Source organism: Streptomyces sp. WMMB303, assembly GCF_029351045.1.
Classification (GTDB): Bacteria; Actinomycetota; Actinomycetes; order Streptomycetales; family Streptomycetaceae; genus Streptomyces.
In genome coordinates, this window is the sequence record NZ_JARKIN010000001.1 from 1,221,431 (window position 1) to 1,246,203 (window position 24,773).

Annotated in this window: 22 protein-coding genes and 1 pseudogene; 1 reads left to right on the forward strand and 22 read right to left on the reverse strand. The window is 70.7% G+C overall.

All coding sequences use genetic code 11. From position 1 onward, the window contains the following. Positions 1-275: 275 nt before the first annotated feature. From ispG to gap, 12 genes are all read right to left on the reverse strand, one after another. Complete coding sequence (gene ispG, locus P2424_RS05600; RefSeq protein ID WP_276474679.1) at positions 276-1,451, reverse strand: flavodoxin-dependent (E)-4-hydroxy-3-methylbut-2-enyl-diphosphate synthase; 1,176 nt, start codon at positions 1,449-1,451, stop codon at positions 276-278. 69 nt (positions 1,452-1,520) lie between these two features. Continuing rightward, a complete protein-coding gene (gene ispH / locus P2424_RS05605) occupies positions 1,521-2,516 on the reverse strand; it encodes a 4-hydroxy-3-methylbut-2-enyl diphosphate reductase (RefSeq protein WP_276474680.1) in 996 nt (331 codons plus the stop codon). Next, positions 2,513-3,907, reverse strand: a complete 1,395-nt coding sequence (gene ptlI, locus P2424_RS05610; RefSeq protein WP_276474681.1) for a pentalenene oxygenase — start codon at positions 3,905-3,907, stop codon at positions 2,513-2,515. Before ptlI ends, ispH begins: the two co-directional genes overlap by 4 nt. 95 nt (positions 3,908-4,002) lie before the next feature. Further along, positions 4,003-5,016 carry a pentalenene synthase gene (gene ptlA / locus P2424_RS05615; protein WP_276474682.1) on the reverse strand — a complete coding sequence of 338 codons (1,014 nt, stop codon included), beginning with the start codon at positions 5,014-5,016 and terminating at the stop codon, positions 4,003-4,005. A gap of 101 nt (positions 5,017-5,117) precedes the next feature. Next, positions 5,118-6,131 carry a polyprenyl synthetase family protein gene (locus P2424_RS05620; RefSeq protein WP_276474683.1) on the reverse strand — a complete coding sequence of 338 codons (1,014 nt, stop codon included), beginning with the start codon at positions 6,129-6,131 and terminating at the stop codon, positions 5,118-5,120. Further along, entirely contained in the window at positions 6,128-7,027 is a 900-nt protein-coding gene (ptlD, locus tag P2424_RS05625; RefSeq protein WP_276474684.1) for a neopentalenolactone/pentalenolactone F synthase, read from the reverse strand. The genes P2424_RS05620 and ptlD overlap by 4 nt, the downstream gene beginning before the upstream one ends. 34 nt (positions 7,028-7,061) lie before the next feature. Further along, positions 7,062-8,876 carry a neopentalenolactone/pentalenolactone D synthase gene (gene ptlE / locus P2424_RS05630; protein ID WP_276474685.1) on the reverse strand — a complete coding sequence of 605 codons (1,815 nt, stop codon included), beginning with the start codon at positions 8,874-8,876 and terminating at the stop codon, positions 7,062-7,064. A 2-nt stretch (positions 8,877-8,878) separates the two neighbouring features. Then, the gene (gene ptlF / locus P2424_RS05635; protein WP_276474686.1) at positions 8,879-9,658 is read right to left on the reverse strand and encodes a 1-deoxy-11-beta-hydroxypentalenate dehydrogenase; all 780 of its coding nucleotides are present in this window, start codon (positions 9,656-9,658) and stop codon (positions 8,879-8,881) included. 98 nt (positions 9,659-9,756) lie between these two features. Continuing rightward, complete coding sequence (locus tag P2424_RS05640; RefSeq protein WP_276474687.1) at positions 9,757-11,211, reverse strand: MFS transporter; 1,455 nt, start codon at positions 11,209-11,211, stop codon at positions 9,757-9,759. A gap of 55 nt (positions 11,212-11,266) precedes the next feature. Then, a complete protein-coding gene (gene ptlH / locus P2424_RS05645; protein ID WP_276474688.1) occupies positions 11,267-12,118 on the reverse strand; it encodes a 1-deoxypentalenic acid 11-beta-hydroxylase in 852 nt (283 codons plus the stop codon). A 168-nt stretch (positions 12,119-12,286) separates the two neighbouring features. Beyond that, positions 12,287-13,486 (reverse strand): pentalenolactone synthase, encoded by a 1,200-nt coding sequence (gene penM / locus P2424_RS05650; RefSeq protein WP_276474689.1) that lies wholly within the window; start codon positions 13,484-13,486, stop codon positions 12,287-12,289. A 177-nt stretch (positions 13,487-13,663) separates the two neighbouring features. Further along, positions 13,664-14,668, reverse strand: coding sequence for a type I glyceraldehyde-3-phosphate dehydrogenase (gap, locus tag P2424_RS05655; protein ID WP_276474690.1), 1,005 nt, complete (start codon positions 14,666-14,668; stop codon positions 13,664-13,666). A gap of 558 nt (positions 14,669-15,226) precedes the next feature. On the opposite strand from gap, the pseudogene P2424_RS05660 reads away from it, so the two are divergent. Then, positions 15,227-17,039 (forward strand): annotated as a pseudogene (locus P2424_RS05660) (endonuclease/exonuclease/phosphatase family protein). Positions 17,040-17,135: 96 nt separating this feature from the next. On the opposite strand, the gene P2424_RS05665 reads toward P2424_RS05660, so the two are convergent. The 10 genes from P2424_RS05665 to sufD form a co-directional block, all read right to left on the reverse strand. Then, the gene (locus P2424_RS05665; RefSeq protein ID WP_276474691.1) at positions 17,136-18,101 is read right to left on the reverse strand and encodes an EI24 domain-containing protein; all 966 of its coding nucleotides are present in this window, start codon (positions 18,099-18,101) and stop codon (positions 17,136-17,138) included. A gap of 130 nt (positions 18,102-18,231) precedes the next feature. After that, positions 18,232-19,224: a 2,3,4,5-tetrahydropyridine-2,6-dicarboxylate N-succinyltransferase gene (gene dapD, locus P2424_RS05670; protein ID WP_276474692.1), complete on the reverse strand. Its 993-nt coding sequence runs from the start codon at positions 19,222-19,224 to the stop codon at positions 18,232-18,234. Positions 19,225-19,284: 60 nt separating this feature from the next. Beyond that, positions 19,285-19,857: a TetR family transcriptional regulator gene (locus tag P2424_RS05675; protein ID WP_276474693.1), complete on the reverse strand. Its 573-nt coding sequence runs from the start codon at positions 19,855-19,857 to the stop codon at positions 19,285-19,287. Continuing rightward, complete coding sequence (locus P2424_RS05680) at positions 19,857-20,177, reverse strand: multidrug efflux SMR transporter (protein ID WP_074998103.1); 321 nt, start codon at positions 20,175-20,177, stop codon at positions 19,857-19,859. The genes P2424_RS05675 and P2424_RS05680 overlap by 1 nt, the downstream gene beginning before the upstream one ends. A 121-nt stretch (positions 20,178-20,298) precedes the next feature. Then, complete coding sequence (locus P2424_RS05685) at positions 20,299-20,628, reverse strand: metal-sulfur cluster assembly factor (protein WP_027759495.1); 330 nt, start codon at positions 20,626-20,628, stop codon at positions 20,299-20,301. After that, complete coding sequence (gene sufU, locus P2424_RS05690; RefSeq protein WP_276474694.1) at positions 20,625-21,125, reverse strand: Fe-S cluster assembly sulfur transfer protein SufU; 501 nt, start codon at positions 21,123-21,125, stop codon at positions 20,625-20,627. Before sufU ends, P2424_RS05685 begins: the two co-directional genes overlap by 4 nt. Before the next feature lie 9 nt (positions 21,126-21,134). Next, a complete protein-coding gene (locus tag P2424_RS05695) occupies positions 21,135-22,391 on the reverse strand; it encodes a cysteine desulfurase (protein WP_276474695.1) in 1,257 nt (418 codons plus the stop codon). After that, a complete protein-coding gene (gene sufC, locus P2424_RS05700) occupies positions 22,388-23,152 on the reverse strand; it encodes a Fe-S cluster assembly ATPase SufC (protein ID WP_276474696.1) in 765 nt (254 codons plus the stop codon). Before sufC ends, P2424_RS05695 begins: the two co-directional genes overlap by 4 nt. Before the next feature lie 7 nt (positions 23,153-23,159). Further along, entirely contained in the window at positions 23,160-23,495 is a 336-nt protein-coding gene (locus P2424_RS05705) for a non-heme iron oxygenase ferredoxin subunit (RefSeq protein ID WP_019358339.1), read from the reverse strand. After that, the gene (gene sufD, locus P2424_RS05710; RefSeq protein ID WP_276474697.1) at positions 23,492-24,673 is read right to left on the reverse strand and encodes a Fe-S cluster assembly protein SufD; all 1,182 of its coding nucleotides are present in this window, start codon (positions 24,671-24,673) and stop codon (positions 23,492-23,494) included. The genes P2424_RS05705 and sufD overlap by 4 nt, the downstream gene beginning before the upstream one ends. Positions 24,674-24,773: the final 100 nt, after the last annotated feature.

Sequence of the window (24,773 nt, forward strand, 5' to 3'; positions counted from 1 at the left end):
GTGCGGGCACCAGCGTAGACGGGTTCTGTCCCCGGGTGCCCGAATCGTGCAGCAGCCACGTAACAAGGACGGGGACGGCGCCGGCCCTGGCGGGCTCGCCTGTTCGACCACCGCCGGTCACCGGCGGAGCCGGGCCCGCCGCCGAGCCGGTGTGGTCGCCGGTGGCGTCCCGGTTCCGGCCACGTCGGAGCCGCCCGACGGAGCCCGGAAGCGGGCCGGATCCGGTCGGCCGCACACGGCCGGGCGGCAAGGGCGGCAAGGGCGGCAACCGGTGCTCACCCGCCGCGGCCTCCCTGCCCGGCGGAGGGAGCGGCCTCGGACGGGGCGGCCTCGGAGGAGTCCTGCGGCATCAGCTCCGCGAGTCGGTGCGCCTCCTCGATGAGCGTCTCGACGATCTTCGATTCGGGTACGGTCCTGACGACCTCGCCCCTGACGAAGATCTGCCCCTTGCCGTTGCCGGAGGCGACGCCGAGGTCCGCCTCCCTGGCCTCCCCGGGGCCGTTCACCACGCATCCCATGACGGCCACGCGCAGCGGGATGTCCATGTCCTTCAGCCCGGCCGTGACCTCGTCGGCCAGCTTGTAGACATCGACCTGGGCGCGTCCGCAGGAGGGGCAGGACACGATCTCCAGTCCGCGCTGCTTGAGGTTCAGCGCCTCCAGGATCTGGAGGCCGACCTTGACCTCCTCGGCGGGCGGCGCGCTCAAGGAGACCCGGATGGTGTCGCCGATGCCCTGGGACAGCAGCGCGCCGAACGCGACGGCCGACTTGACGGTGCCCTGGAAGGCCGGGCCCGCCTCGGTCACGCCGAGGTGCAGCGGATAGTCGCACGCCGCCGCGAGCTGTTTGTACGCCTCGACCATGACGACGGGGTCGTTGTGCTTGACGGAGATCTTGATGTCCCGGAAGTCGTGCTCCTCGAACAGCGACGCCTCCCACAGCGCGCTCTCGACCAGCGCCTCCGGGGTGGCCTTGCCGTGCTTCTGCAGCAACCGGCGGTCGAGTGACCCCGCGTTGACCCCGATCCGGACGGGGGTGCCGTGGTCCTCGGCGGCACGCGCGATCTCGCGGACCTTGTCGTCGAACTGTCTGATGTTGCCGGGGTTGACGCGCACGGCCGCGCAGCCGGCCTCGATGGCGGCGAACACGTACTTCGGCTGGAAGTGGATGTCCGCTATCACCGGGATCCGGGACTTGCGCGCGATCGTGGGCAGGGCGTCGGCGTCGTCCTGGGTGGGACAGGCGACGCGGACGATCTGGCAGCCGGACGCGGTGAGTTCGGCGATCTGCTGGAGGGTCGCGCCGATGTCCGACGTGCGGGTCGTGGTCATGGACTGGACCGAGACCGGGGCGTCGCCCCCTACGGGTACGGCCCCTACATGGATCTGACGGCTGGTACGGCGTGCGGCCGGCCTCGGCGGCACCGTGGGCAGTCCGAGAGCGACAGGCATGACAGTTCCCCAAGATGGTCGGCCGGTCCGGGCGGACCGGGTGGCGGCTGCCGGCTGTGCGCCGCGGGCTCATCCCCCGCCGGGTGCGGGCGTGATCTCACCGGCCAGCGGGGTCCGCGGGACGCGGCCGGTGACCGGGTCGGCGAGCCGGCCGGGCATGGCGAAGACGACGTCCTCGGCGAGCCCCTGCTGGAGTTCGACCTGATCGAATCCGAGTGCGGCGAGCCTGCTGAGAAGCCCGTCGACGAGGATCTCCGGAGCGCTGGCCCCGGCGCTGATGCCGACCGACGCCACGTTCTCCAGCCAGGCCGCTCGCAGGTGCTGTGCGTCGGGCACCAGATGGGCGGCGGCGCCGTGGTCGCGGGCCACCTCGACCATGCGCAGCGAGTTGCTGGAGTTGCGCGAGCCGACGATCAGGACCAGGTCGTTGTCGCGGGCCAGATCCTTGACGGCGTTCTGCCGGTTCTGGCTGGCGTAGCAGATGTCGTCACCGGGGGTGATCAGGTCGGTGAAGCGGGCGCGCAGGGCCTCGACGACGCGTGCGGTCTCGTCGAACGAGAGGGTGGTCTGGGTGAGGACGGCGACCGGGGTGTCATCGGGCAGGCCGAGGCGGCGCACCTCGTCCTCGGTCCCGACGACGACGATGCGGTCGGGGGCCTCGCCGAGGACGCCCTCGATCTCCTCGTGTCCCTCGTGCCCGACGAGGAGGATCGTGCGGCCGGCACGGGCGAAGCGCACCGCTTCCTGGTGGACTTTGGAGACCAGCGGGCAGGTGGCGTCGATGACGTCGAGCTGCCGGCCGGCGGCGGCGGTGCGCACTCCGGGGGAGACGCCGTGCGCGGAGAAGACACAGACCGCGCCGTGCGGGACCTCCTCCTCGCTGTCGACGAAGACCGCGCCACGTGCTTCCAGCTCGGAGACGATGTGGTGGTTGTGCACGATCTCCTTGCGCACGTACACCGGCGCCCCGTGCATGTCGAGCGCCCGCTCGACGATGCCGATCGCGCGCCGTACCCCCGCGCAGAAGCCCCGCGGCTGGGCCAGGACGGCGTTCCCCGCACTCATGTCGCGTCACCTCCGGCCGGTGCGGGGACGGCGGAGGCCGCCCGGCGCGGCGTACGCGCGTCCAGTCTCAGCCGCAGTCGGCGCGGATGGTAGACGGTGGCCAGCGGAACCGGGCGGATGTCCATGCCGGGCTCGCAGGTGACCCGCCAGCGGCCGAGGATGGTGGCGAGCCCCAGGGCGGCCTCGGTGCGGGCGTAGAGGTCGCCGATGCACTTGCGGGCCCCGGTACCGAACGGCACGTAGGCATGCCGGGAGGCGGGCGCGACACGGTCCGGGAGCCAGCGGTCGGGATCGAACGCCGTGGGGTTGTCGAAGGCGTCCTCGAACTGGGCTACGGCGGCGGGGCTGAAGACGACGGTGGAGCCGGCGGGCAGCCGGCGGCCGGCGAGTTCGGTCGGGGCGGCGGTGAGCCGGGTGAACAGCCAGGCCGGTGGGTGCAGTCGCAGCGTCTCGGAGATGATCCGGTCGGTCAGGGAGAGCTCGGGCAGGTCGTCCCACTGCGGGGCACGCCCCTCCAGGACGGTGTCCATCTCCTCGTACAGCGCGGCCTCGATCTCCGGGTGCTGGGAGAGCAGGTAGAAGACCCAGGTGAGGGTACCGGCGACGGTCTCGGTGCCGGCTGCCATCACGGTGATGACCTGGTCGTGGATCTCCCGGTCCGCGAGCCGGCCGCCGTCGTCGTCGCGGGAGGCGAGCAGGGCGGCGAGCAGGTCGTCGCGCTCGGTCCCGTCCGCCCGGTAGTCGTCGATGAGCTGCTGGGTGGTGGCGTGCAGGAAGTCCAGGTTGCTCCGGTAGCGCCGGTTGGACGGCAGGGGCATGCGGCGGACCGAGGCCGGCAGGAACATCTGCCGGAACAGACCGTTGAGCACGACGTCGAAGGAACGTTCCACCTGCGCCGCCAGCTCGGGGCTGACGGGTGTGGAGTACAGGGTGCGGCCGACCGTGCGCAGGGCCATGCCGTACATCTCCTGGAAGGCGTCGACGACCATGCCGTCCTGCCACCGGGACGCCGTGGCCTCGATCTCGGCGTGCATCGCCTCGGAGTAACGCTTGAGCTGGCCGCGGGTGAAGGCGGACTGCATCAGCCGGCGCTGTCGCCGGTGATCGGCGAACGGGCAGGTGACCAGGCCGTTGCCGGCGATGTCGCGGGCGCGGTCGTAGAAGACGCCGCCCTTGTCGAAGATGCGGTCGTTGGTCAGAACGTGCCGCAGCAGTTCGGGATGGGTCGGTACGTAGGCGCTGGTGGGGCCGATCTTGATCTCGACCAGGTCGCCGTGGGCCGAGAGCGACGTCATGAAGTTCACAGGGTGCCGCATCATCTGGAGGGCGTGTCCCACCACGGGCAGGGCCCCGGGCGCCGTTCCCGCTGAAAAGGTGCTCTCCTCGGTCATCCGATTCTCAACTTCCCGTGTGTGCCGATGTGTCGTCCCCCTCCGGCTCGGAGGGCAGTGTCCGCCGCGACGGCCGGACGAGGGTGCGCGGACCGCTAGCGGGCGGTGCTCCCGAGTTCCTCCAGGTAGCCCCGGGAGCCGGCGGCGAGTGCGAACTCGGCGTCATAGCGGCCCGAGGAGCGATGCCAGTCGTAGGAGCCGCGGATCACCGGACGTATCGCGTCGGTGCGGTAGCGCTCCAGCGCCTCGCGCTCGTCGGCATCGAGCCGGTAGATCTCCCCCAGCCGCGGCAGGCAGGACTCGAGCAGCAGGAACTGCTCCAGCCGGGCGTGCACCTCGTCCTGGAGGTGGGCGATGCTGCGGCTCCTGGACCAGCCGTGCTCCCGGTGCAGGATCAGCACGAGGTTGTTCTGCTCGCCCCGCGCCTCCTCCTTCTCCAGCGAGGCGATGTCGTTGAGCATCAGGTTGACGTCGACGGCGACCTGGAGCATCGCGGACAGCAGTGTGCTGTCGAAGACCCGGTGCGGCACCTCGAAGCGGCCCGCGCGCTCGGCGAGGTCCACCGTCGGCTGCACGCCGATGGTGTGCCGCCGCATGCCCAGGTACTGTGCCGCCGAGCCGCACGGCCGGTTCCAGAAGCGGCTCGCCGCCTCGTCGATGTACCCGTCGAAATAGTTGCGCCAGTGCCGGGCGCTGCGCGCACACCAGGCCGGGGTCATGCCCTCGCGGGTGCGCCGCCAGATGTCGGCGAAGCCGTGGGCGATCGGCGGCGCCTCCTCCGGCAGCGGGCCGTCCAGCGCGGCCGCCACCGCACCGGTCAGCTGTCCGGCCTGCTCGGGGTCCTCGCCGCGCGGCCCGTCGAAGAGGTCGTCGAACAGGAAGAACCACGACATCAGATCGACGCCCAGGTCGAGGTCGGCGCCGGTGGCGTGCGGGTAGAAGCGGGAGGCCAGGTCGGCGTAGCTGCCCCGCAGATGACGTTCGGCGGCCATGTCGGACTTGATCAGACCGAGTGAGCGCGGCCACGCCAACTGCTCCGCCTCGGCCCGGGCATGGTCGGGGCTCTGCCGGCCCGGCAGGGGTATTCGGATGTCGATGTCCTGCGGCATGGGGAAATCCTTCTCGTGGGGGATCGGGCTCGATGCCGTGCGGGAAGAGGGAACGGGAGATCGGGGGTTGCGGGACGGATACGGCGGGCCGGGCCGGGTCCTCACCCGTCCCGGTCGACGACGAAGCGCCCGAGCGCGAGCAGTTCGTCGCGCGCGCCGGCGTCCAGGTCGATACCGAGCAGCGCGTCCTCGGCCAGCTTCATCCGCCGGGCAGCCTCGGCCAGGGCCCATTCGCGGCCTCCGGCCCCGTCGATCAGTTCGGCCGCGCGGCGCAGTTCCTCCTCGTCGGGTTCGCCGGGTGCGGACAGCCAGGTGGCCAGCTCGACGCCGAGCGTGCCGCCCTGCTGGAGCGCGTAGCTGACGGGCAGGGACTTCTTGCGGGCGCGCAGATCGGAGTGGACCGACTTTCCGGTGACGGCCGGGTCGCCCCAGATACCGAGGACGTCGTCGGTGAGCTGGAAGGCACGGCCCACCTCGTCGCCGTAGCGGGCCAGCGCGTCCACCGTCGCCGTCGGCGCTCCGGCGAGGACGGCGCCGATCGCGGAGCTCGCCGACAGCAGCGCGCCGGTCTTGTCGGCGGCCATCTCGAGGCACTCGTCGACCGTGACGTACGGGCGCCGCTCGAAGGACAGATCCTGGACCTGGCCCCGGATGAGGTGCCGGGTGGTACGGGCCAGCAGCCGGGCGGCGGGCGCGGCCGTCTTAGTCCCGGCGTCCAGCAGCACCTCCTGGGCGAGCGTCAGCATCGCGTCACCGGTCAGGATCGCGCTGGAGGAGCCCCACAGCTTCCACACGGTGCGCTTGTGGCGGCGCTCCTCGTCGCCGTCCATCAGGTCGTCGTGCACGAGAGAGAAGTTGTGCACCAGTTCCACGGCGACGGCGCCGGGCAGGGCGACCTCCGGGGAGGCGCCGACCGCCTCGGCGGACAGCAGCGCGAGCGCCGGTCGGACGGCCTTGCCGGCGTCGCCGCTCGTGGGCGCCCCACCTGCGGTGATCCACCCGAAATGGTAGGCCGCCTGGTGTCGTGAGCGGTGGTCCAGTCGGTCGACGGCGGCGCGCAGTGCCGGGGTGATGGTGGCCCGGCTGTGGGTGAGGCACGGGGGCGCAGTGCTCATACGGCGACCTCCGCGCGCCAGGGATCGGCCGGGTCGTCGAAGATGCTGACGACCTGCCGCATGAGGCGCCGTTCGGCGGGGTCGAAGGGCTGCTTGGCGTGGACGGTGCCGAGCTGGTCCCACATGACGATGTCCCCGGGCTGCCAGGCGTGGGCATAGGTGTACTCGGGCCTGCCCGCGTGCGAGAGCAGTTCGTCGAGCAGCTTGCGGCTCTCGTCGGGGGCCAGGTCCACGATCCGCTTGGTGTTCAGGGTGCTGACGTAGACCGACTGGCGGCCGGTCCGCGGATTGCGGGCGATCAGTGGGTGGACGGTCGAGGTGCCGTCCTCGGGCTGGATCCGTCCGCTGCGCTCGCCGAGGGACACCTCGCCCTGCAGCTCTTCCTCGATGGTCCCCTCGTACCCGGTGCGCAGGCCGTGCCGGACCCGGTAGGAGTGCAGGCGCCGGCGCTCCTCGGGCGACAGCGCCTCGTACAGCGCGTACATGTCGGTGAAGAGGGTCTGTCCGCCGCCGGAGGGCGGCACTTCCAGGGCCTCCAGGAAGCCGACCTGGGAGACGCGGGGGCGGAAGGAGTAGTCGGTGTGCCAGTCCATCCAGGCGGCGTCCCCGACGCCGATCTTGCGGCCGTCCTCCGTCAGATTGGAGACGATCAGGATCTCGTTGTGATCGGGATGGGCACCGCTGGTCAGGCCGGTCTTCGGGATGTACCCGAAGCGGCGTCCGAAGGCCAGGAACTCCTCGTAGGAGGGGGTTTCGTGGCCGCGGAAGACGAGTACGAGATGCTTGTCGAGCGCCGCCCAGATCTCCTCGAACTGGGCCCTGCCCATGTCGCCGGTGACATGGGAGCCGTGCACGACGGCGCCGAGAGCGGCGCCGGGGATCGGCGTGACGTCCATGGGCGTTTCCGCCTTTCGTGGAACGGTGGGGTGGTCAGCGCAGTTCGAGGCCGGCGAGGTCACCCGCCTCGCGCCAGCGCCGCAGGATGCTCACGAACTCCACGGAGCCGCCGCCGTAACTGGAGTTGAGCAGCGGCAGCCCGCCCGGATCGCCCTCGTTGTTGTACAGGCCGGGTGTGCAGTTCTCCAGGAAGTCGATGTCGCTGCTGGCCAGCCGGAGGATCTCCTCGACCCATTCCTTCTCACCGGTCCCGGACGCCTCCACGACCCGGTGGCCGCGCTCCTCCACGCACTTGACGATGTGCGCGAGGTGCCGGGCCTGCTCGCCCAGCATGTAGGCGATGTTCACGTGCCGGCCGGCCTGGATCTTGGACAGGATGAAGCAGTTGGGGAAGCCGTTCACCTGCAACCCGTGCAGGGTGTGCGCGCCGTTCGCCCACTTCTGCGACAGCTTCAGGCCGTCGCGGCCGACGATGTCGTAGCCGGCGCGGTCGGTGTACGGGACGGCGAACTCGTGCTCGTATCCGGTGGCGAAGACCAGGCAGTCGAGCGGGTACTCCCGGCCGTTCGCGACCACCCCGGCCGCGGTGAGCCGCTCCACGCCCTGCCCCTGGGTGTCGACCAGGGTCACGTTGGGCCGGTTGAAGGTCTGCAGGTAGCTGTCGTGGAAGCAGGGCCGCTTGCAGTACACGCGGTAGTACGGCTTGAGGGCTGCGGCGGTGGCGGGGTCGGTGACGAAGCTGTCGATGCGGGCGCGCAGTTCCTCCATCTTGCGGAAGTCCGCCTGCTCGGCCGCGAGCGCCCGCTCCTTCGGGTCGCCCCCGGTGTCGCCGGTGGGCAGGATCGCGGCGGCCAGCTTGGCCGTGGTCTGGGTCCAGCGGTCCTGGACCAGGTCCTCGTCCTGCGGGATACCGGAGGTCAGCGCGTGGAAGTTCTCCATCCGGCGCTGCTGCCAGCCCGGTTCGAGGCTGTCCGCCCAGTCCGGCTCGGTGGGCCGGTTGCCGCGGACGTCGACCGCCGCCGGGGTCCGCTGGAAGATGACGAGCTGTTCGGCCCACTCGGCGAGGTGCGGGGCGATCTGGACCGTCGTCGAGCCGGTGCCGATGACGCCGACCGTCTTGTCCGTCAGCCCGGTCAGGCCGCCGGTGCTGTCACCGCCGGTGTAGTCGAAGTCCCAGCGGCTGGTGTGGAAGGAGTGTCCGGCGAAGGTCTCCAGGCCCGGCAGCCCGGGGAGTTTCGGGCGGTGCATCAGGCCGATCGACATGGCCACGTACCGGGCCCGGATGACGTCCCCGCGGTCGGTGCTCACCAGCCACTTCCCGGCGGTCTCGTCCCAGCGCAGCTCGGTGACGGTGGTCTGGAAGAGAGCGTCGCGGTAGAGGTCGTACCTGCGGGCGATCTGCTGGAGGTGCGCGAAGATCTCGGGGCCGGTGGAGTACTTCTCGGTGGGTATCGTCCCGATCTCTTCGAGTATCGGCATGTAGATGTAGCTCTCGACGTCGCACCGGACCCCGGGGAAACGGTTCCAGTACCAGGTGCCGCCGACATCGCCCGCCTCGTCGATCAGCCGGATGCGCTCCAGGCCGGTCTCCTTGCGCAGGTGCGCGCCGGTCAGCAGGCCGCCGATGCCGGCGCCGACGACGGCGACGTCCACCTCGTCGGTGAGCGGCTCGCGTTCCTTGCGCTCGGTGTAGGGGTCGCGCGCATAGCGGCTGAAGTCCCCGCGTGCGAACTGGTAGGTACGGCCGGCGCTGCGCTTGTCGCGTTCCTGCCGGTACTTCTCCCTCACCGCTTCCAGGTCGATGGCCGGTGTCTCGTCGCTACGGTCGTCGCTGTCGGCGCGGGCCACAGCTACTCCTCGGGGGAAGGGGACGGAAGGGGAACATGACGCCACACCTCGTCGAACTGGGCACGCAGCCGCTGCGCGGCGTCGGGGTTGCTGAACAGGTAGAACCGGTCGGTGCCGAGGGCTTCCCAGACGAGCCCGGCCACGTCCTCGGCGCTCACCGACGTGTCACCGCCGGCACCGCGCGGGGCGGCCAGGCCCTGCACCATGGGGGTGTCGACCCGGCCGGGGCACAGCACCGAGACCCGGATCCCGGTGTCCCGCAGGTCGGCCCGCAGGCTGCGGGCGACGGCGAGGTCGGCGTGTTTGGAGGCGGCGTAGGCCGCGCTGCCCGCGCCGACGACGAAAGCGGACATCGAGGCCGTGTGGATCAGATGGGCCGGGCGGCCGCGCTCCAGGAGCCGGGGCACGAAGGCGCGGGCCACCAGGACGTGCGCCCAGTGGTTGGTCTCGAAGACCTGCCGCATCCGCTCCAGCGGCACCTCCCACAGCGGCTGCCCCACGGGACCGAGCACCCCGGCGTTGTTGCACACCACGTCGACGCCGCCGAACCGGTCGAACGCCGTGTCCGCGAGCCGGTCGACGGCGTGCGGATCGGTCAGGTCGGCCGTCAGCGCCGTGACCCGGACGCCACCTGCGGCGAGTTCGGACGCCCGGCAGTGCACTCCCTCGTCGATGTCCGCCATGATCACGCTGACGCCGGCGCGCGCGAAGCGGGCGCTGAGGGCGAGGCCGATGCCGCTGGCGGCGCCGGTCACCACGGCCGTCCTGGTCTGCAGGTCCACTGGGCTCTCTCCGCTCTGCGCGCGGGGTGCGGCGAAGGGCAGCGCGCTGTTGCTCGCGAGAAGGTCCGTTCCGGTGGCGCCGTTCGGGAAGGAGGATGTCAGCGGGGGTCGGGGAGCTTCAGACTGATCACGAGGACGGTCGCTGCGAAGCACATCAACAGGGCGAGGACGAGCACGGCCGCCGTCGCCGTCGAGAACGGACCGTCCAGGGAGACGAAGAGGGTTCCGCCGACGGTCGTGCCCAGCGCGGTCGCCATCTGCTGACTGGTCACCAGCACACCGCTGCCCATGCCGGCCTGCGCGGGAGGTACGTCGGCGAGGATCATCCGGAACAGCGTGGGACCGATCAGCGCCGCACCGGCACCGAAGAGGGCGATCCCGATGAGCACGAGTGTCAGGGAGGGATGCGGCCAGCCCAGCCCCATCACCAGCGCCAGCAGCACCAGACCCGCGCCCTGGACGAGGGCGCCCAGGGCGACGATCCGGCCGCCCAGGACCGCCACGATCTTCGGGGTGAACCGGGCCACCGCGAAGAACGCCACGGCGAACGGCGCCAGTCCCCCGCCGGAGGCCAGCCCGTGGAACCCGAAGTGTCCCTGCGCGATCAGCGCGTAGACGAAGAGGAAGGCACCGAAGCCGGCCTGGAACGGCACCACGGCCGCGAGCCCCCTGCGGGTGCCCGGATGGGACAGCACCGTCGGGGACAGCAGCGGTGAGCCGCCCCGCGCCTCCAGTCCGCGCTCGACCCGCACCAGCGCCCACAGTCCCACCGCGGCGACCACGAGCAGCGCCCACAGCCACAGCGGCCAGTCCAGGTCGGGCCCCGCCACGACCACGGCCAGGACGCAGACCATGGTCGCACCGAACAGCAGGGTGCCCGCCGGGTCGAACCCGGGCCTGGTCCCGGCCCTGGTCGCGGGGACCCGCCGGATCGCGAGCAGTGCGACCACCCCGACCGGCACATTGATCAGGAAGACCGACCGCCAGCCGATCCCGGCCACGTCCAGCGAGACCAGCAGCCCGCCCAGAATCTGCCCGACGACCATGCCGAGGGCCGCGGTCACGCCGTACATGGCGATCGCGCGGGCCCGCTCGCGGCCCTGGCTGACAGCCTGGATCGTCGCCAGCACCTGCGGTACGAGCATGGCAGCGGCGGCCCCCTGCAGCAGCCGGGCCGTGACGAGGAACTCGATGGTCGGGGCGAGTCCGCACAGCGCCGAGGTGACGGTGAACGCCGCCAGCCCGTACGCGTACAGTTCCCGCCTGCCGAAGGCGTCGCCCAGCCGTCCGCCCAGCACCAGGCCGAGGGCGTAGGTGAGGCCGTAGCCGGACACCACCAGCTCCAGCGCCGCCGGGCCGCCGTGGAGATCCGCACCGATCGGGTCCAGCGCCACATTGACGATGGAGGCGTCCACGATGGACAGCGCGTACCCGAGGAGGACCACCACGAGGGCGACACCGCCGAGCCCCGCGGCGGCCGGTTCCGGGCCGGCGGAGGACGCCGGCGTCGCGTCGGGCTCCTTCGGCGGGGAGAGTCCCTCGCGATGCGTCATGTGCTGCCTGCCCAGGGGTGCGTGGGGGACGGTGGGAGAGAGTGCGGGGCCGACGTCACTCGACGGCGGTGGGAGTGCCGGTGATCTTGGACATGATTCCCTTGGAGGCGTCCTTCGCGGACTCCGGCCAGGGCGTCAGCGCGTTGAACCCGCGGTGCGAGGAGGCGGGCTGGACGCGGGTGTCCATCGACATCCGCATGCGGGCCGGATGCGCCGAGACGTTCGGGATGGACTTGTGGCACATGAAGGCGTGGAACAGGAGCACGTCGCCCGGCTCCATGGGAGAGAACAGCAACTGCCCGTCCCCGCCGAACTCCTCCGTCGGGACACCGCGCACGGGGTGGCCGAAGCGGCGGAAGTTCTCGGTGACGACGTGCTCGCGCGGGCCCTTCTTGTGACTGCCGTCGGCGAGGGCGACACCGCCGGTGTCCCGGCTCGTCGGGAGCAGGGGTATCCAGGCGGTCCGGAAGTCCTTGTTCGGGCCTATGTAGAAGCCGTCCTGGTGCAGCGGCGTCAGGAAACTCGGCTCCTCGGAACCCGCGGCGGACGGGTAGTAGCGGATCGTCGTGGAGGCGAAGACGAAGACGGGCTCCCCGAAGACCTTCTCCCAGACCTTGACGGTCGAGGGGTGGTTCCACAGGTCGTCGTACTTGACGTAGTCGTGCATCGCCACCTCGTCGACCGCCTCGAAGGAGTCGATGGTGAGGTTGTCGAGCGTGGTGCCCGGAGCGGCGTGGCCGAGTCCGATCAGCCCCTCGAGCATCTGCTCGGCGGCGGTCCGCACGAGTTCGGGGTCCAGGGCGCCGCGCAGGAAGACGTAGCCGTGCTCGTCGTAGAACCGGTCGAGGGCCTGATGGTCGTCGAGGAGGGGCGTGCAGTCGACGTAGTCGCTGAAAGTGTCCGTCATGGTTCCTTGTCCTCGTGATGTGGGGAAGGAGCATTGAACGTCCGAACAGGCAGGCGTCTTCGATGGTGCCGGGTGAGGCGAGGTGACGAGAGGTGACCACCGGATCGGCCGGCGCCGACATCCAGAGGGTCGGGGCTCGGCTCGGCTGCGGGGCGCGGGCACCGGCGGTCAGAAAGTAACGGGGATCTCATCGAACCCGCCGGTGATCCGGTGCTCCTGCCAGCGCAGCTCCTCCTCGGGCACCGCGAGCCGCAGATCGGGCAGTCTGCGGAACAGCCGCTCGAACACCGCGGTCAGTTCGATCCGGGCCAGCACCCGGCCGATGCAGTGCCGGGTGCCGTGACCGAACGACAGGTGCGACTTGGGCCTGTCCCGGGTGATGTCCATCAGGTCGGGGTCGGGGTACGCGTGTCCGTCGATGTTGGCTGCTCCGATGGCCAGCAGCACTGCGTCCCCGGTACGGATCACTGTGTCGCCGACGGTGATGTCGCTGTGCGCGTAGCGGGGTATGAGCGCGTTGGACCCCTTGCCGCCGACGGCCAGCCGGAGGATCTCCTCGACCGCCGCGGGGGCGAGTTCGGGCTTCTCGGCCAGCAGGGCGCTCTGCTCCGGATTGCGCAGCATCAGCAGAGTGCCCAGGTCGATACGGACGATGGTGGTCTCGTAGCCGAACAGCAGCACGGCGTTGCCCAACTGGGCGATGTACTCGTCGGACAGCGAGCCGTCCTTGGCGGCGATCAGCTCGGACAGGATGTCGTCGCCCGGCTCGGTGCGCTTCCGCGCCACCAGTTCCGTCGTGTAGTCGACGACCTGTTGGAAGGTGTGCGCCGAGTGCCGGCCGTCGTCGCTCTGGTCGAAGGTGCCTCGCGCCCACTGACCGAACCGCTCCCGGTCGGCCAGCGGTACTCCGAGCAGATCGCAGACCACCATGGTCGGCAGCGGAAACGACAGCGCGCGGTGCAGATCGGCGGGCCGGGGGCCGGCGGCCAGTTGGTCGAGCAACTCGTCCACGTGCTGCTCGATCCGGGACTTCATCATGCGCATCCGGCGCGTGGAGAACCGGGGGACGAGCAGCTCGCGCATCTGCGGATGGTCGGCGGCCTCGGTCTCGTGGTCGTCCCCGGCCATCAGCGCCATCATGGTGCTCCGGGCCGTGGTCTTGGGCTGCCGCGCCGGGTAGGGGTTGCTGAGACCGAGTCGGCGGTCGGCCAGCAGCGCCCTGACCTCGTCATAGCGGGTGACCAGCCAGGCCTCCTCACCGGCCGCCCGCACCGGGGTGATCGGCCCTTCATGCTGCAGCGCGCGCATCCGGGGCGCGACACCGAGCACGGATGGGTTGTCGAACGGTAGTGTCGGCAGTTCCTTCATGTCCCCCGTCCTCCGGAGTCAGGCATGGATTCGTCGGACATCCGTGCACGCCGACGGCATCGGTGACGTCGGGTGCACGGCGCACCCGGTCGACGGGCGCGCGAAGATGTCGGCCGCCGGTTCGGCGGACGATCATTGCTGACGTGCGGGTGGTGCAGGCGCCGGATCGGCCGGTGACTACAGAGACGATCCGACGAGCAGTGCCAGGTCGATGAGACGGTTCGAGTAGCCCCACTCGTTGTCGTACCAGCCGACGACCTTGACCTGCGGGCCGGACACCCGGGTGAGACCGGCGTCGAACACGCAGGAGGCCGGGTCGCCCACGATGTCGCTGCTGACCAACGGCGCGTCCACATAGGACAGCACGCCCTTGTACGGCCCCGCGGCCGCCGCCGCGTACGCCTCCTTCACCTCGTCCACCGTGGTACCGCGGCGGGTGGTGACCGTGAGGTCGGTGACCGAGCCGGTGGGCACGGGCACCCGCAGCGCGAAGGCGTCCATCCGGCCGGCGAGTTCCGGGAGGACGAGGCCGATGGCCTTGGCGGCGCCGCTGGAGGTCGGCACGATGTTCATGGCCGCGGCCCGGGCCCGGCGCAGGTCCTTGTGCGGGGCGTCCTGGAGGTTCTGGTCCTGCGTGTAGGCGTGGGCCGTGGTCATCATGCCGCTGTCGATACCGACTGCGTCGTGCAGCACCTTGGCCAGCACGCCGAGACAGTTGGTGGTGCAGGAGGCGTTGGAGATGATGGCGTGGCGTTCGGGGTCGTAGTCGCCGTCGTTGACGCCCAGGACCACGGTGATGTCCTCGTCCTTGGCCGGCGCGGCGATGAGGACCTTCTTGGCGCCGCCTTCAATATGTGAACGCGCCTTCGCGGCGTCGGTGAAGATACCGGTGGACTCGATCACGATGTCCACTCCGAGGTCGCCCCAGGGCAGGTCGCCCGGGTCGCGCTCGGCGAGGACCTTGACCGTCCGGTCCCCCACGCGGATGGCACCCGCTTCCGCGGTGACCTCCTCGGGGAAACGGCCCAGGATCGAGTCGTAGGCGAGCAGATGAGCCATCGTGGGCACGTCACCGAGGTCGTTGACCGCGACGACCTCCAACTCCGAGCCCCGCGCAGCCGCCGCACGGAAGACGTTGCGACCGATGCGTCCGAAGCCGTTGATGCCGATTCGCACAGTCATGGGCGTGTTCCTCACCTAGCGCTCTAGAAGTCTTTGACGCGCCGTTGCGCCGAGGTGCACTGCAGGCCGTGTGCCCGGACGAGGCTCCGGCACGCGATCAAGCACGAGCTTATATAAGTTTGCGATACATTTCCAGGGTGGCTCACGCTCAGCGTGCCGACTGCGCAACCTACTTGGGAAGCAGTCGACCCTTACTCGGGCGTTCGAGAAGTGCAAGCACTGCCCCCTCCGGTTCCTCGGTGCGGGACCTGCCGCCGGCGTCAGCGCCCCTGCCGGACACCTCCGCCCCAGCGTCCCGCGGCGGCTGACCGGACCCGCCGGGAGGACCGAGGCCGCCACCAAACTGTCACGACCTTGACAACCGGCGTCGGCCCGCCATGCTTTACGCGCGTAGAGAATGCCCGTGACCGCGTCCACCCTCCCCACCCCCCGGAGGCCCAGGTGCCGTTCCGCTCGCTGTTCCTGCCGCTCCGCTCCGCACTGCCGCCCCGCCCACCGTTCCGGCGGCTCGGGGCCGCACCGGCCGCCGTCGCCGCCGCCTGCTGCGGGCTGCTCGTCCTGCCCTCGTCCGCCGGGGCTGCCGACGCGCCCGGCGCCGTCGGCGCGCACGCTCCGCGGATCCACGACATCCAAGGCCGCACCCGGCTCTCCCCGTTCGCGGGCCGGGAGGTCACCGGGGTCCCCGGCATCGTCACCGGGGTCCGCGACTTCGGTGCGGCGCGCGGCTTCTGGCTGCAGGACCCGCACCCCGACCGTGACCGGGCCACCAGTGAGGGAATCTACGTCCACACCGGAGGAGACAGCCCAGGAGTCGAGGTCGGGGACGCGCTGCGGGTCACCGGCGAGGTGCAGGAGTACTACCCGGGCGGCAAGGAGGCGGGCAACCAGTCGGTCACCGAACTGAGCGGCGCCACCTGGCGGACCACCGGGCACCGCTCCCGCGGGAGACTGCCGAGGGCCGTCCGGCTCACCGCCCGCTCGGTACCGGAGGCGTACGCGCCGGACGCGGATGAGGGTCCCCCCGGATCCGGAGGATCGGGGGGAGGCAGCATCGAGAACCGGCCGCTGCGTCCGGGCCGGTACGCGCTGGACCGCTACGAGTCGCTGGAGGGCATGCGCGTCTCCGTGCACGACGTGCGGGTCACCGGCCCCACCAGCCGCTACCACGACCTGTGGGTGACCACCGACCCGGACCAGCCCGACTCCGCGCGGCGGCACCCTCTACGGCTCCTACGAGGATCGCAACGGCGCCCGGATGAAGATCTCCTCGCTGCTCCCCCTCGACACGCACCCCTTCCCGAAAGCCGACGTCGGCGACGCGCTGAGCGGCACCACCGAAGGCCCGCTGGACTACGAGCAGTACGGCGGCTACACGCTGCGCGCCACCGGACTGGGCGAGCACAGGGACAACGGCCTGGAGCGCGAGCGGACCCGCGAGCAGCGCCGGAACGAACTGGCGGTGGCGACGTACAACGTCGAGAACCTCTCCCCCGCTTCCGAGCCCGCCAAGTTCGAGCGGCTGGCCGAGGGCCTGGTCACCAACCTCTCCTCCCCCGACATCGTCACCGTCGAGGAGGTCCAGGACGACTCGGGACCGCAGGACGACGGCACGGTCGGCGCCGGCCGGACCCTCACGAAGCTGACCGAGGCCATCCGCGAGGCGGGCGGGCCCTCCTACGCGTGGCGCCAGATCGACCCGGCGGACAAGGCGGACGGCGGACAGCCCGGCGGCAACATCCGCGTGGCGTTCCTCTACAACCCCGCCCGGGTGTCCTTCACCGACCGGCCCGGCGGCGACGCCACGACGCCGGTGCGGGTCCTGGACCGGGGCGGCGAGCCCGCGCTGTCCGCCTCACCGGGCCGGATCGCCCCGCGGGACACCGCCTGGGAGGACAGCCGCAAGCCGCTGGCGGGCGAGTTCCGCTTCCGGGGCCGCACGGTCTTCGTGATCGCCGACCACTTCAGCTCCAAGGGTGGCGACCAGCCGATGGAAGGCCGCTTCCAGCCGCCCGCCCGGCACTCGGAGCAGCAGCGCGTCGCACAGGCCGAGGTGGTCAACGGTTTCGTGCGCACGCTGCAGGACGTCGACCCGGAGGCCGTGGTCGTGGCGGGCGGCGACTTCAACGACTTCCCCTTCTCCCCCACCCTGCGCACGCTGCGCTCGGGCCACGCGCTGACCAGCCCGCTCGACCGACTGCCCCGCGACGAACGCTACGGCTACGTCTACAACGGCAACTCCCAGACCCTGGACCACCTGCTGACCAGTCCGGGCGCCGGGCGGACCGAGTACGACATCGTCCACATCAACGCGGAGTTCGCCGACCAGATCAGCGACCACGATCCGTCGGTGGTCCGGATCACGCGCCGCTGAACCGGCGCGGTCCGGAAGCTCCGCCCCGGGGGCCGCAGGGCCGCGCCGCGTCGGAGCGCTCGGACCGCGCCGGGGAGCCGCTCCCCGGCGGGACGGTCAGGCCCGCCGGGGCGGCTTGCCGCCTCCGGGCCCGTACGGCGGCGGAACAACGGGCTGCGCGCCGTGCGGAGGCGCCCCGGGCACGCCGCGGGGCGGGGAGCCCGGTGCGCCGTAGGGCGGTGCCGGAGGGGTGCCGTACGGGGAGCCGGGCGCCGGGTCCTGCCGACCGGCAGGGCCGTGGGGCAGCCGTCCCCCGGCACCCGGCGCCCCGCCGGGGCCGGGCCGGGTTCCGGTCAGGTCCCGTACCAGCAGGGTCGCGCCCGCGACGGCACCCGGCATCAGCGGAACGGCGAGCAGCGGCACCAGGAAGGCCAGCGCCAGCGGCACTCCGAAGCCCAGCGCGAGGGACTTGCGCCGGCGCAGCATCGCCAGCCGCTCCCGCACCGGAACGCCCCGGCGCTGCAGTCCGACGGAGGCGAGTTCCAGGGTGAGGAAGAATCCCGCGACGCAGAAGCCGAGTGCAGGGACGACGCTCTGCCCGATCACCGGCACGAAGCCGAGGAAGAAGAGCGGGACCGTGAACAGCAGCGTCCGGAAGAGCACATAGCCGCTGTCGCACAGCGAGGTCCACAGCTCCCGCCACAGGGGCTGGTCGACGACGTGTTCGGGCAGCCCGCCCGCGCTCTCCTCGACCCGCTCGGAGAGCTTCTCGTAGAACGGGTCGCCGATCAGCAGGGTGACCGCCGCGAACGTCACCACGGCCAGCATCAGTACGGCGCACCACAGCATGACCGCGAAGACGCCACGGGTCAGGGCGCGGCCTGTGGCGTCCCAGTCGTCGGCGAAGGGGGTGGCCCACGCGGCGAGGTCATCCGCGGAGAACGCGAGCGCGGTGAGGGCCGCCGCGTAGAGGACGAGGGTGATCAGTGCGGGCAGCAGCCCGAACCCGAACCACCGCCCGTGGGTGAGCACCCACCGCTGTCCCCGCCCCAAGTACCGCAGCCCGGCCCCAAGATCACGCATGTCGGCAAGCCTACGGCCTGCGGAACCGGAGCGGGACGGGTGCCGCCACCGCCCTCCCGATCGGTTGCGCAGTTGTGACGCCTGCGCCGCGCCGCCGGCGGTGACGTGGCGGCGCAGGCGCGGGCGGGCCTCAGTTGTGGCTGTGCAGTGCCTCGTTCAGTCCGCCCCACGAGCCGCTGCGCTGCAGGGCCTCGACGGCGCCGGTGACCGAGTTGCGGCGGAAGAGCAGGTTGCCGGCGCCGGACAGATCCAGCGCTTTGACGATCTTCCCGTCCGGCAGGGTGACACGGGTACCGGCCGTGACGTAGAGGCCGGCCTCGACGACCGAGTCGTCGCCGAGCGAGATCCCGATCCCCGCCTCGGCACCGATCAGACAGCGCTCGCCGATGGAGACGACCTGCTTGCCGCCGCCGGAGAGAGTGCCCATGATCGAGGCGCCGCCGCCCAGGTCGGTGCCGTCGCCGAGGACGACGCCCGCGCTGATCCGGCCCTCGACCATGGAGGTGCCCAGGGTGCCGGCGTTGAAGTTGCAGAAGCCCTCGTGCATGACGGTGGTGCCCTCGGCGAGGTGCGCGCCCAGCCGGACCCGGTCGGCGTCGCCGATCCGGACGCCCTTGGGGATCACGTAGTCGGTCATCCGCGGGAACTTGTCCACGCTGGTCACCGCCAGGTGCGCGCCCGAGGCGCGGGCGGCGAGCCGGGCCTCCTCGACCTTGTCCACCGGTACCGGACCCAGGTTGGTCCAGGCGACATTGGACAGGTGTGCGAACTGTCCTTCGAGGCTGAGGCCGTGCGGGCGGACCAGCCGGTGGCTGAGCAGGTGCAGGCGCAGGTACACGTCGTGCGCGTCCAGCGGCTTGTCGTCCAGCGAGGAGATGACCGTACGGACGGCCACGACCTCGACCCCGCGGCGGGGGTCCTCGCCCAGGGCCTGCGGAGCGCTCTTTCCGAGCAGCTCGGCGGCGCGCTCGGCGCTCAGCCGCTCGCTGCCGGCCGGACCGGGCTCGGGAGCGAGTTCCGGCTGCGGAAACCAGGTGTCCAGTACGGTCCCGTCGGCAGCGACGGTGGCGAGGCCGGCGGCGACGGCCCCGGGGGTGTCGGCGGAGGTGGGTGCTTCGGTCATACCTCGAACGCTATCCGGCCTCGGCCCGCGGTGACGAACCGGTCCACAGGCCGGGCGGTGCTACGGACGGTCACCGGCCGCTGACGGGCCCGGGTCACCGATCACCCGGGCGAGCGTCGAGCGGACCTCTGCGCGGTCGAAGGGCCGGTCGGTGAGCAGGACTTGCAGCAGCAGTCCGTCGATCAGCGCCGCCAGCGCCCGCGCGGTGGCGGGGTCGGCGGTGTGCCGGCCGACCACCTCGACCCAGTCGTCGATCCAGGCCGCCGCGACCGGCTGGAGCGGCGGGCGGCGCAGGGCGGCGAGGTAGAGCTCGTACTCCAACCGGATGCGCCCGTGCGCTCCCGAGGCGTACTCCTCCAGGATCCGTACCATCGCGTCCAGCAGCGATTCCTGGTCGGACAGCTCCCGGTCCCAGGTCTCGATCTCGGACTGCGGCCCGCAGGTGACCTGCTGGAGCGCCGCGACGAGCAGATCGTCCAGGCTCCCGAAGTGGTAGGTGGTGGAGCCGAGCGGCACGTCCGCTTCGGCCGCGACCGAGCGGTGACTGAGTGCCGAGATGCCTTTCAGCTCCACCAGGCGGATCGCGGCGTCGATGATCCGCTGCCGCCGCTCGGGGTCGTATCGCCGTCCCATCAGTGCGCACCTCCCAGGTTGAGCACCACGACTCCGCATATCACCAGCAGCAGGCCGAGGATCTTCGCGGCGGTGACCGACTCGCCGATGAACACCATGCCGATCAGCGCGATCGCGGCCGTCCCGGCACCGGACCAGATGGCGTAGGCGGTCCCCACGGACATGCTCTTGAGCGTCTGCGCGAGGAGCACGAACGCCACCAGATAGCCGGCCGCCGTCAGGAGCGAGGGCACCAGTCTGCTGAAGCCCTCGCTGTACTTCATCGCGGTCGTCCCCAGTACCTCCGCGAGAATCGCCGCCGCCAGCGTCATATACGTCATACGTACGAGCGTACACAACGTTGCGTACGGCCGTACATAAAAAAGTTCCGACCATGCGAACGGCCGCGCACCCGAGGGTGCGCGGCCGTCGCCCGCGGTCGCGGAACAGCTGCCGGAGCGCTCAGACGTTGAAGCCCAGCGCCCTGAGCTGCTCGCGCCCGTCGTCAGTGATCTTGTCGGGGCCCCACGGGGGCATCCAGACCCAGTTGATCTTGAGTTCGTTGACGATGCCCTCGGTCGCGGACTGCGCCTGGTCCTCGATGACGTCGGTCAGCGGACAGGCCGCCGAGGTGAGCGTCATGTCGATGGTGGCGATGTTCGCGTCGTCGACGTGGATCCCGTAGATCAGGCCGAGGTTGACGACGTCGATACCCAGCTCCGGGTCGACGACGTCCATGAGCGCCTCGCGGACCTCTTCCTCGCTCGCGGGCTTGGTGGTCATCTCGGTCATGCCGTCTTCTCCTTGGCCGAGTCGGCTTCCCCCGGCTCCTGCGCGCTCGCGTCCGCCCCGCTGAACGCCTTCGATGTCGCGTCCTTCCACGCCATCCAGCTCAGCAGCGCGCACTTCACCCGCGCCGGGTACTTCGAGACCCCGGCGAACGCCACGGCGTCCTCCAGCAGGTCCTCCATGCTGTCGTCCGGCTCGAGCTGACCCTTGGACTGCATCAGCTCCAGGAACGTCTCCTGGATCCTGCGGGCCTCGGGCAGTTCCTTGCCGACCAGCAGCTCGTTCAGCACCGAGGCGCTGGCCTGGCTGATGGAGCAGCCCTGCCCCTCGTACGACACATCCTCGATGGTGTCGCCGTCGTACCGCACACGCAAGGTGATCTCGTCACCGCACGTCGGGTTGACGTGGTGCACCTCGGCATCGCCGTCGCGCAGCCCGCGCCCGTGCGGATGCTTGTAGTGGTCCAGGATGACTTCCTGGTACATCGAGTCCAGCTTCACCGACAGCCCCTAAGCGAAGAAATTCCGTACGTGTTCCAGCCCGTCCGCCAGGGCGTCCACCTCGGCGGGCGTGGAGTACAGATAGAACGACGCTCGCGTGGTGGCAGGAATTCCGTACCGCAGGCAGACCGGGCGGGCGCAGTGATGGCCCACCCGCACCGCGATGCCCTGCTCGTCCAGCACCTGGCCGACGTCGTGCGGATGGATGTCACCCAGCGTGAAGGAGATCGTGGCACCGCGGTCCTCGGCCGTGGCGGGGCCGATGATCCGCAGGTCCGGGATCTCCTGGAGCTTGCGCACCGCGTACTCCGTCAGCGCCTGCTCGTGCTGGTGGATCCGGTCCATACCGATCGCGCTGAGGTAGTCGACGGCGGCGCCCAGCCCGACCGCCTGCGCGATCGGCGGGGTGCCCGCCTCGAACTTGTGCGGCGCCGGAGCGTACGTCGACGAGTGCATCGTGACGGTCTCGATCATCTCCCCGCCGCCGAGGAACGGCGGCAGGTCGTTGAGCAGCTCCTGGCGCCCCCACAGCACGCCGATGCCGGTGGGGCCGCACATCTTGTGGCCGGTGAAGGCCACGAAGTCGGCCTGCAGCGCCTGCACGTCCAGCACCATGTGCGGGGCCGCCTGCGAGGCGTCCACCACGACCAGCGCACCGACCTCCTGCGCCCGCCGCACGATCTCCTCGACGGGGTTGAAGGTGCCCATGATGTTGGAGACGAGCGTGAGCGCGACCACCTTGGTGCGCTCCGTGATCAGCTCCTCGACCCCGGCCATGTCCAGCCGACCCTCGTCGGTGAGCCCGAACCACTTCAGTTTCGCGCCGGTGCGCTGCGAGAGCAGCTGCCACGGAACGATGTTGGAGTGGTGCTCCATCTCCGTGATGACGATCTCGGTGTCCCGCTCGACGCGGTAGGGCTCGTCGGCCCAGCCGAGCATGTTGGCCACCAGGTTGAGCGACTCCGAGGCGTTCTTGGTGAAGATCACCTCGTCGCGGCTGGGTGCGTTGATGAACGCGGCGACCTTGTCGCGCGCGCCCTCGTACAGCGCCGTGGCCTCCTCGGCCAGCACATGCACGCCGCGGTGGACGTTGGCGTTGTGCTTCTCGTAGTAGTCGGCGAGGGCGTCGAGCACCTGCGTCGGCTTCTGCGAGGTGGCGGCGTTGTCCAGATAGACGACCTTCTGCCCGTCGTGCACCAGGCGGTCCAGGATCGGGAAGTCCTTACGGATCGCCTCGGTGTCCAGCAGACCCGGGAGCTGTGTCACGCAGTGGCACCACCCTTCACGTACTCCTCGTAGCCCTCTTCCTCCAGCTTGTCGGCCAGCTCGGCACCGCCGGACTCGGCGATCCGCCCGTTGGCGAAGACATGCACGTGGTCGGGCTTGATGTAGCGCAGGATGCGGGTGTAGTGCGTGATCAGCAGGGTGCCCACGTCGCCGGTCTCCCGGACCCGGTTGACGCCCTCGGAGACGACGCGCAGCGCGTCCACGTCGAGGCCGGAGTCGGTCTCGTCCAGGATCGCGATCTTCGGCTTCAGCAGCTCCAGCTGCAGGATCTCGTGGCGCTTCTTCTCACCGCCGGAGAAGCCCTCGTTGACGTTGCGCTCGGCGAACTTCGGGTCGATGGAGAGGCGCTCCATGGCCTCCTTGACCTCCTTGACCCAGGTACGCAGCTTGGGGGCCTCGCCACGGATGGCGGTGGCGGAGGTGCGCAGGAAGTTGGAGACGGAGACACCCGGGACCTCGACCGGGTACTGCATGGCGAGGAAGACACCCGCGCGGGCGCGCTCGTCGACGGACATCTCCAGGACGTCCTCGCCGTCGAGCTTCACGGAGCCGCTGGTGACGGTGTACTTCGGGTGCCCCGCCAGCGAGTAGGCCAGCGTGGACTTGCCGGAGCCGTTCGGCCCCATGATCGCGTGCGTCTCGCCCTGCTTCACGGTCAGGTCGACGCCGCGCAGGATCTCGTTGGGGCCGCCCTCGGTTTCGACGGAGACGTGCAGGTCGTTGATCTCAAGCGTTGCCATGGGGACTTCAGGACTCCTGTGTGACGGAGACGAGCACTGCCGCATCGGGGCCGTCTCCTTCGATCTTGACGGGGTACACGGGGACGGGGCGGGTGGCGGGCAGCCCGGAGGGCTTGCCGGTGCGCAGGTCGAAGCGGGAGCCGTGCAGCCAGCACTCGATGGTGCAGTCCTCCACGTCGCCCTCCGAGAGCGACACATTGGCGTGCGAGCAGATGTCGTTGACGGCGAACACCTCACCCTCGGTGCGCACGAGGGAGACCGGAACACCGTCCAGCTCCACCCGCAGCGGGGTGTCCTCCTCCAGGTCGCCCAGCGAGGCGGCCCTGACGAAGCTCTCGCTCATGAGACCGATGCCTCCAGCTCCGCCTCGATCCGGGCGATGAGGCGCTCCTCCACATCCGGGATGCCGACCTGCTGGACGAGCTCGGCGAAGAAGCCGCGCACCACCAGCCGGCGCGCCTCGCGCTCCGAGATGCCGCGCGCCATCAGGTAGAAGAGCTGCTCGTCCTCGAAGCGGCCGGTCGCCGAGGCATGGCCGGCGCCGACGATCTCGCCGGTCTCGATCTCCAGGTTGGGCACCGAGTCGACGCGCGAGCCGTCCGTGAGCACCAGGTTGCGGTTGAGCTCGTAGGTGTCGGTGCCGGTGGCCGCCGCCTGGATGAGCACGTCACCGATCCACACCGCGTGCGCGTCGTCGCCCTGGAGCGCGCCCTTGTAGGCGACGTTGCTGCGGCAGTTGGGAGTGTCGTGGTCGACGAGCAGCCGGTGCTCCTGGTGCTGTCCGGCGTCGGTGAAGTACAGGCCGTACAGCTCGGCCTCGGCTCCCGGGCCGCCGTAGCTGACCCGGGGGTTGAGGCGCACCAGGTCGCCGCCGAAGGTGACCACGACCGACTTGAAGGTCGCGTCCCGGCCCACCAGCGCGTTGTGCTGCGAGCAGTGCACGGCGGTGTCGTCCCAGTCCTGCACGGAGACGACGGTCACCTTGGCGCCGTCGCCGAGCACGAACTCGACATTGGCCGAGCGCACCGCGTCACCCGTGTGGTCGATGACGATGACGGCCTCGGCGAAGGCGCCGATGTCGAAGACCGTGTGGCCGTAGGTCACGCCGCCCTCGCCGTGCAGGGAGACCCGCACCGGCTCGGTCAGCACCGCGCCCTTGGGCACCGAGATGACACTGGCCTTCTCGAACGCGGAGAACGCCTGCGCCGCCACCCGGTCCACCGGCTTGCCGGCGCGGCCGACGCGCGCGTCGTCCCGTGACACCTTCTCGACGGTGACCCCGTCGGGCGCGGACACCTCGGTCTTGACCGAGCCGGTCGCCTGCGCCGTACCGTCGTGCAGGCCCTTGAGCCGGTCCAGAGGAGTGAAGCGCCACTCCTCCTCGCGGCCGTGCGGCACCGGGAAGTCCGCCACGTCGAAGGACGGCGGAGCGCTCATCCTGGTGGCGGTGGTGGACTCTGCGGCCACCGCGATGGATCCCGTGGTGTTGGAACCGACGGGGATGTTCTGGGCCTCAGCCATGGCTGTCGTGTTGCTCGCTTTCTGCCTCTTTGTGTGCGCCCGCCTCCGGGGGCTCGGACCCGGTGCCGGCGTTCGATCGTGCTCGCTCCCTCGTCATCCG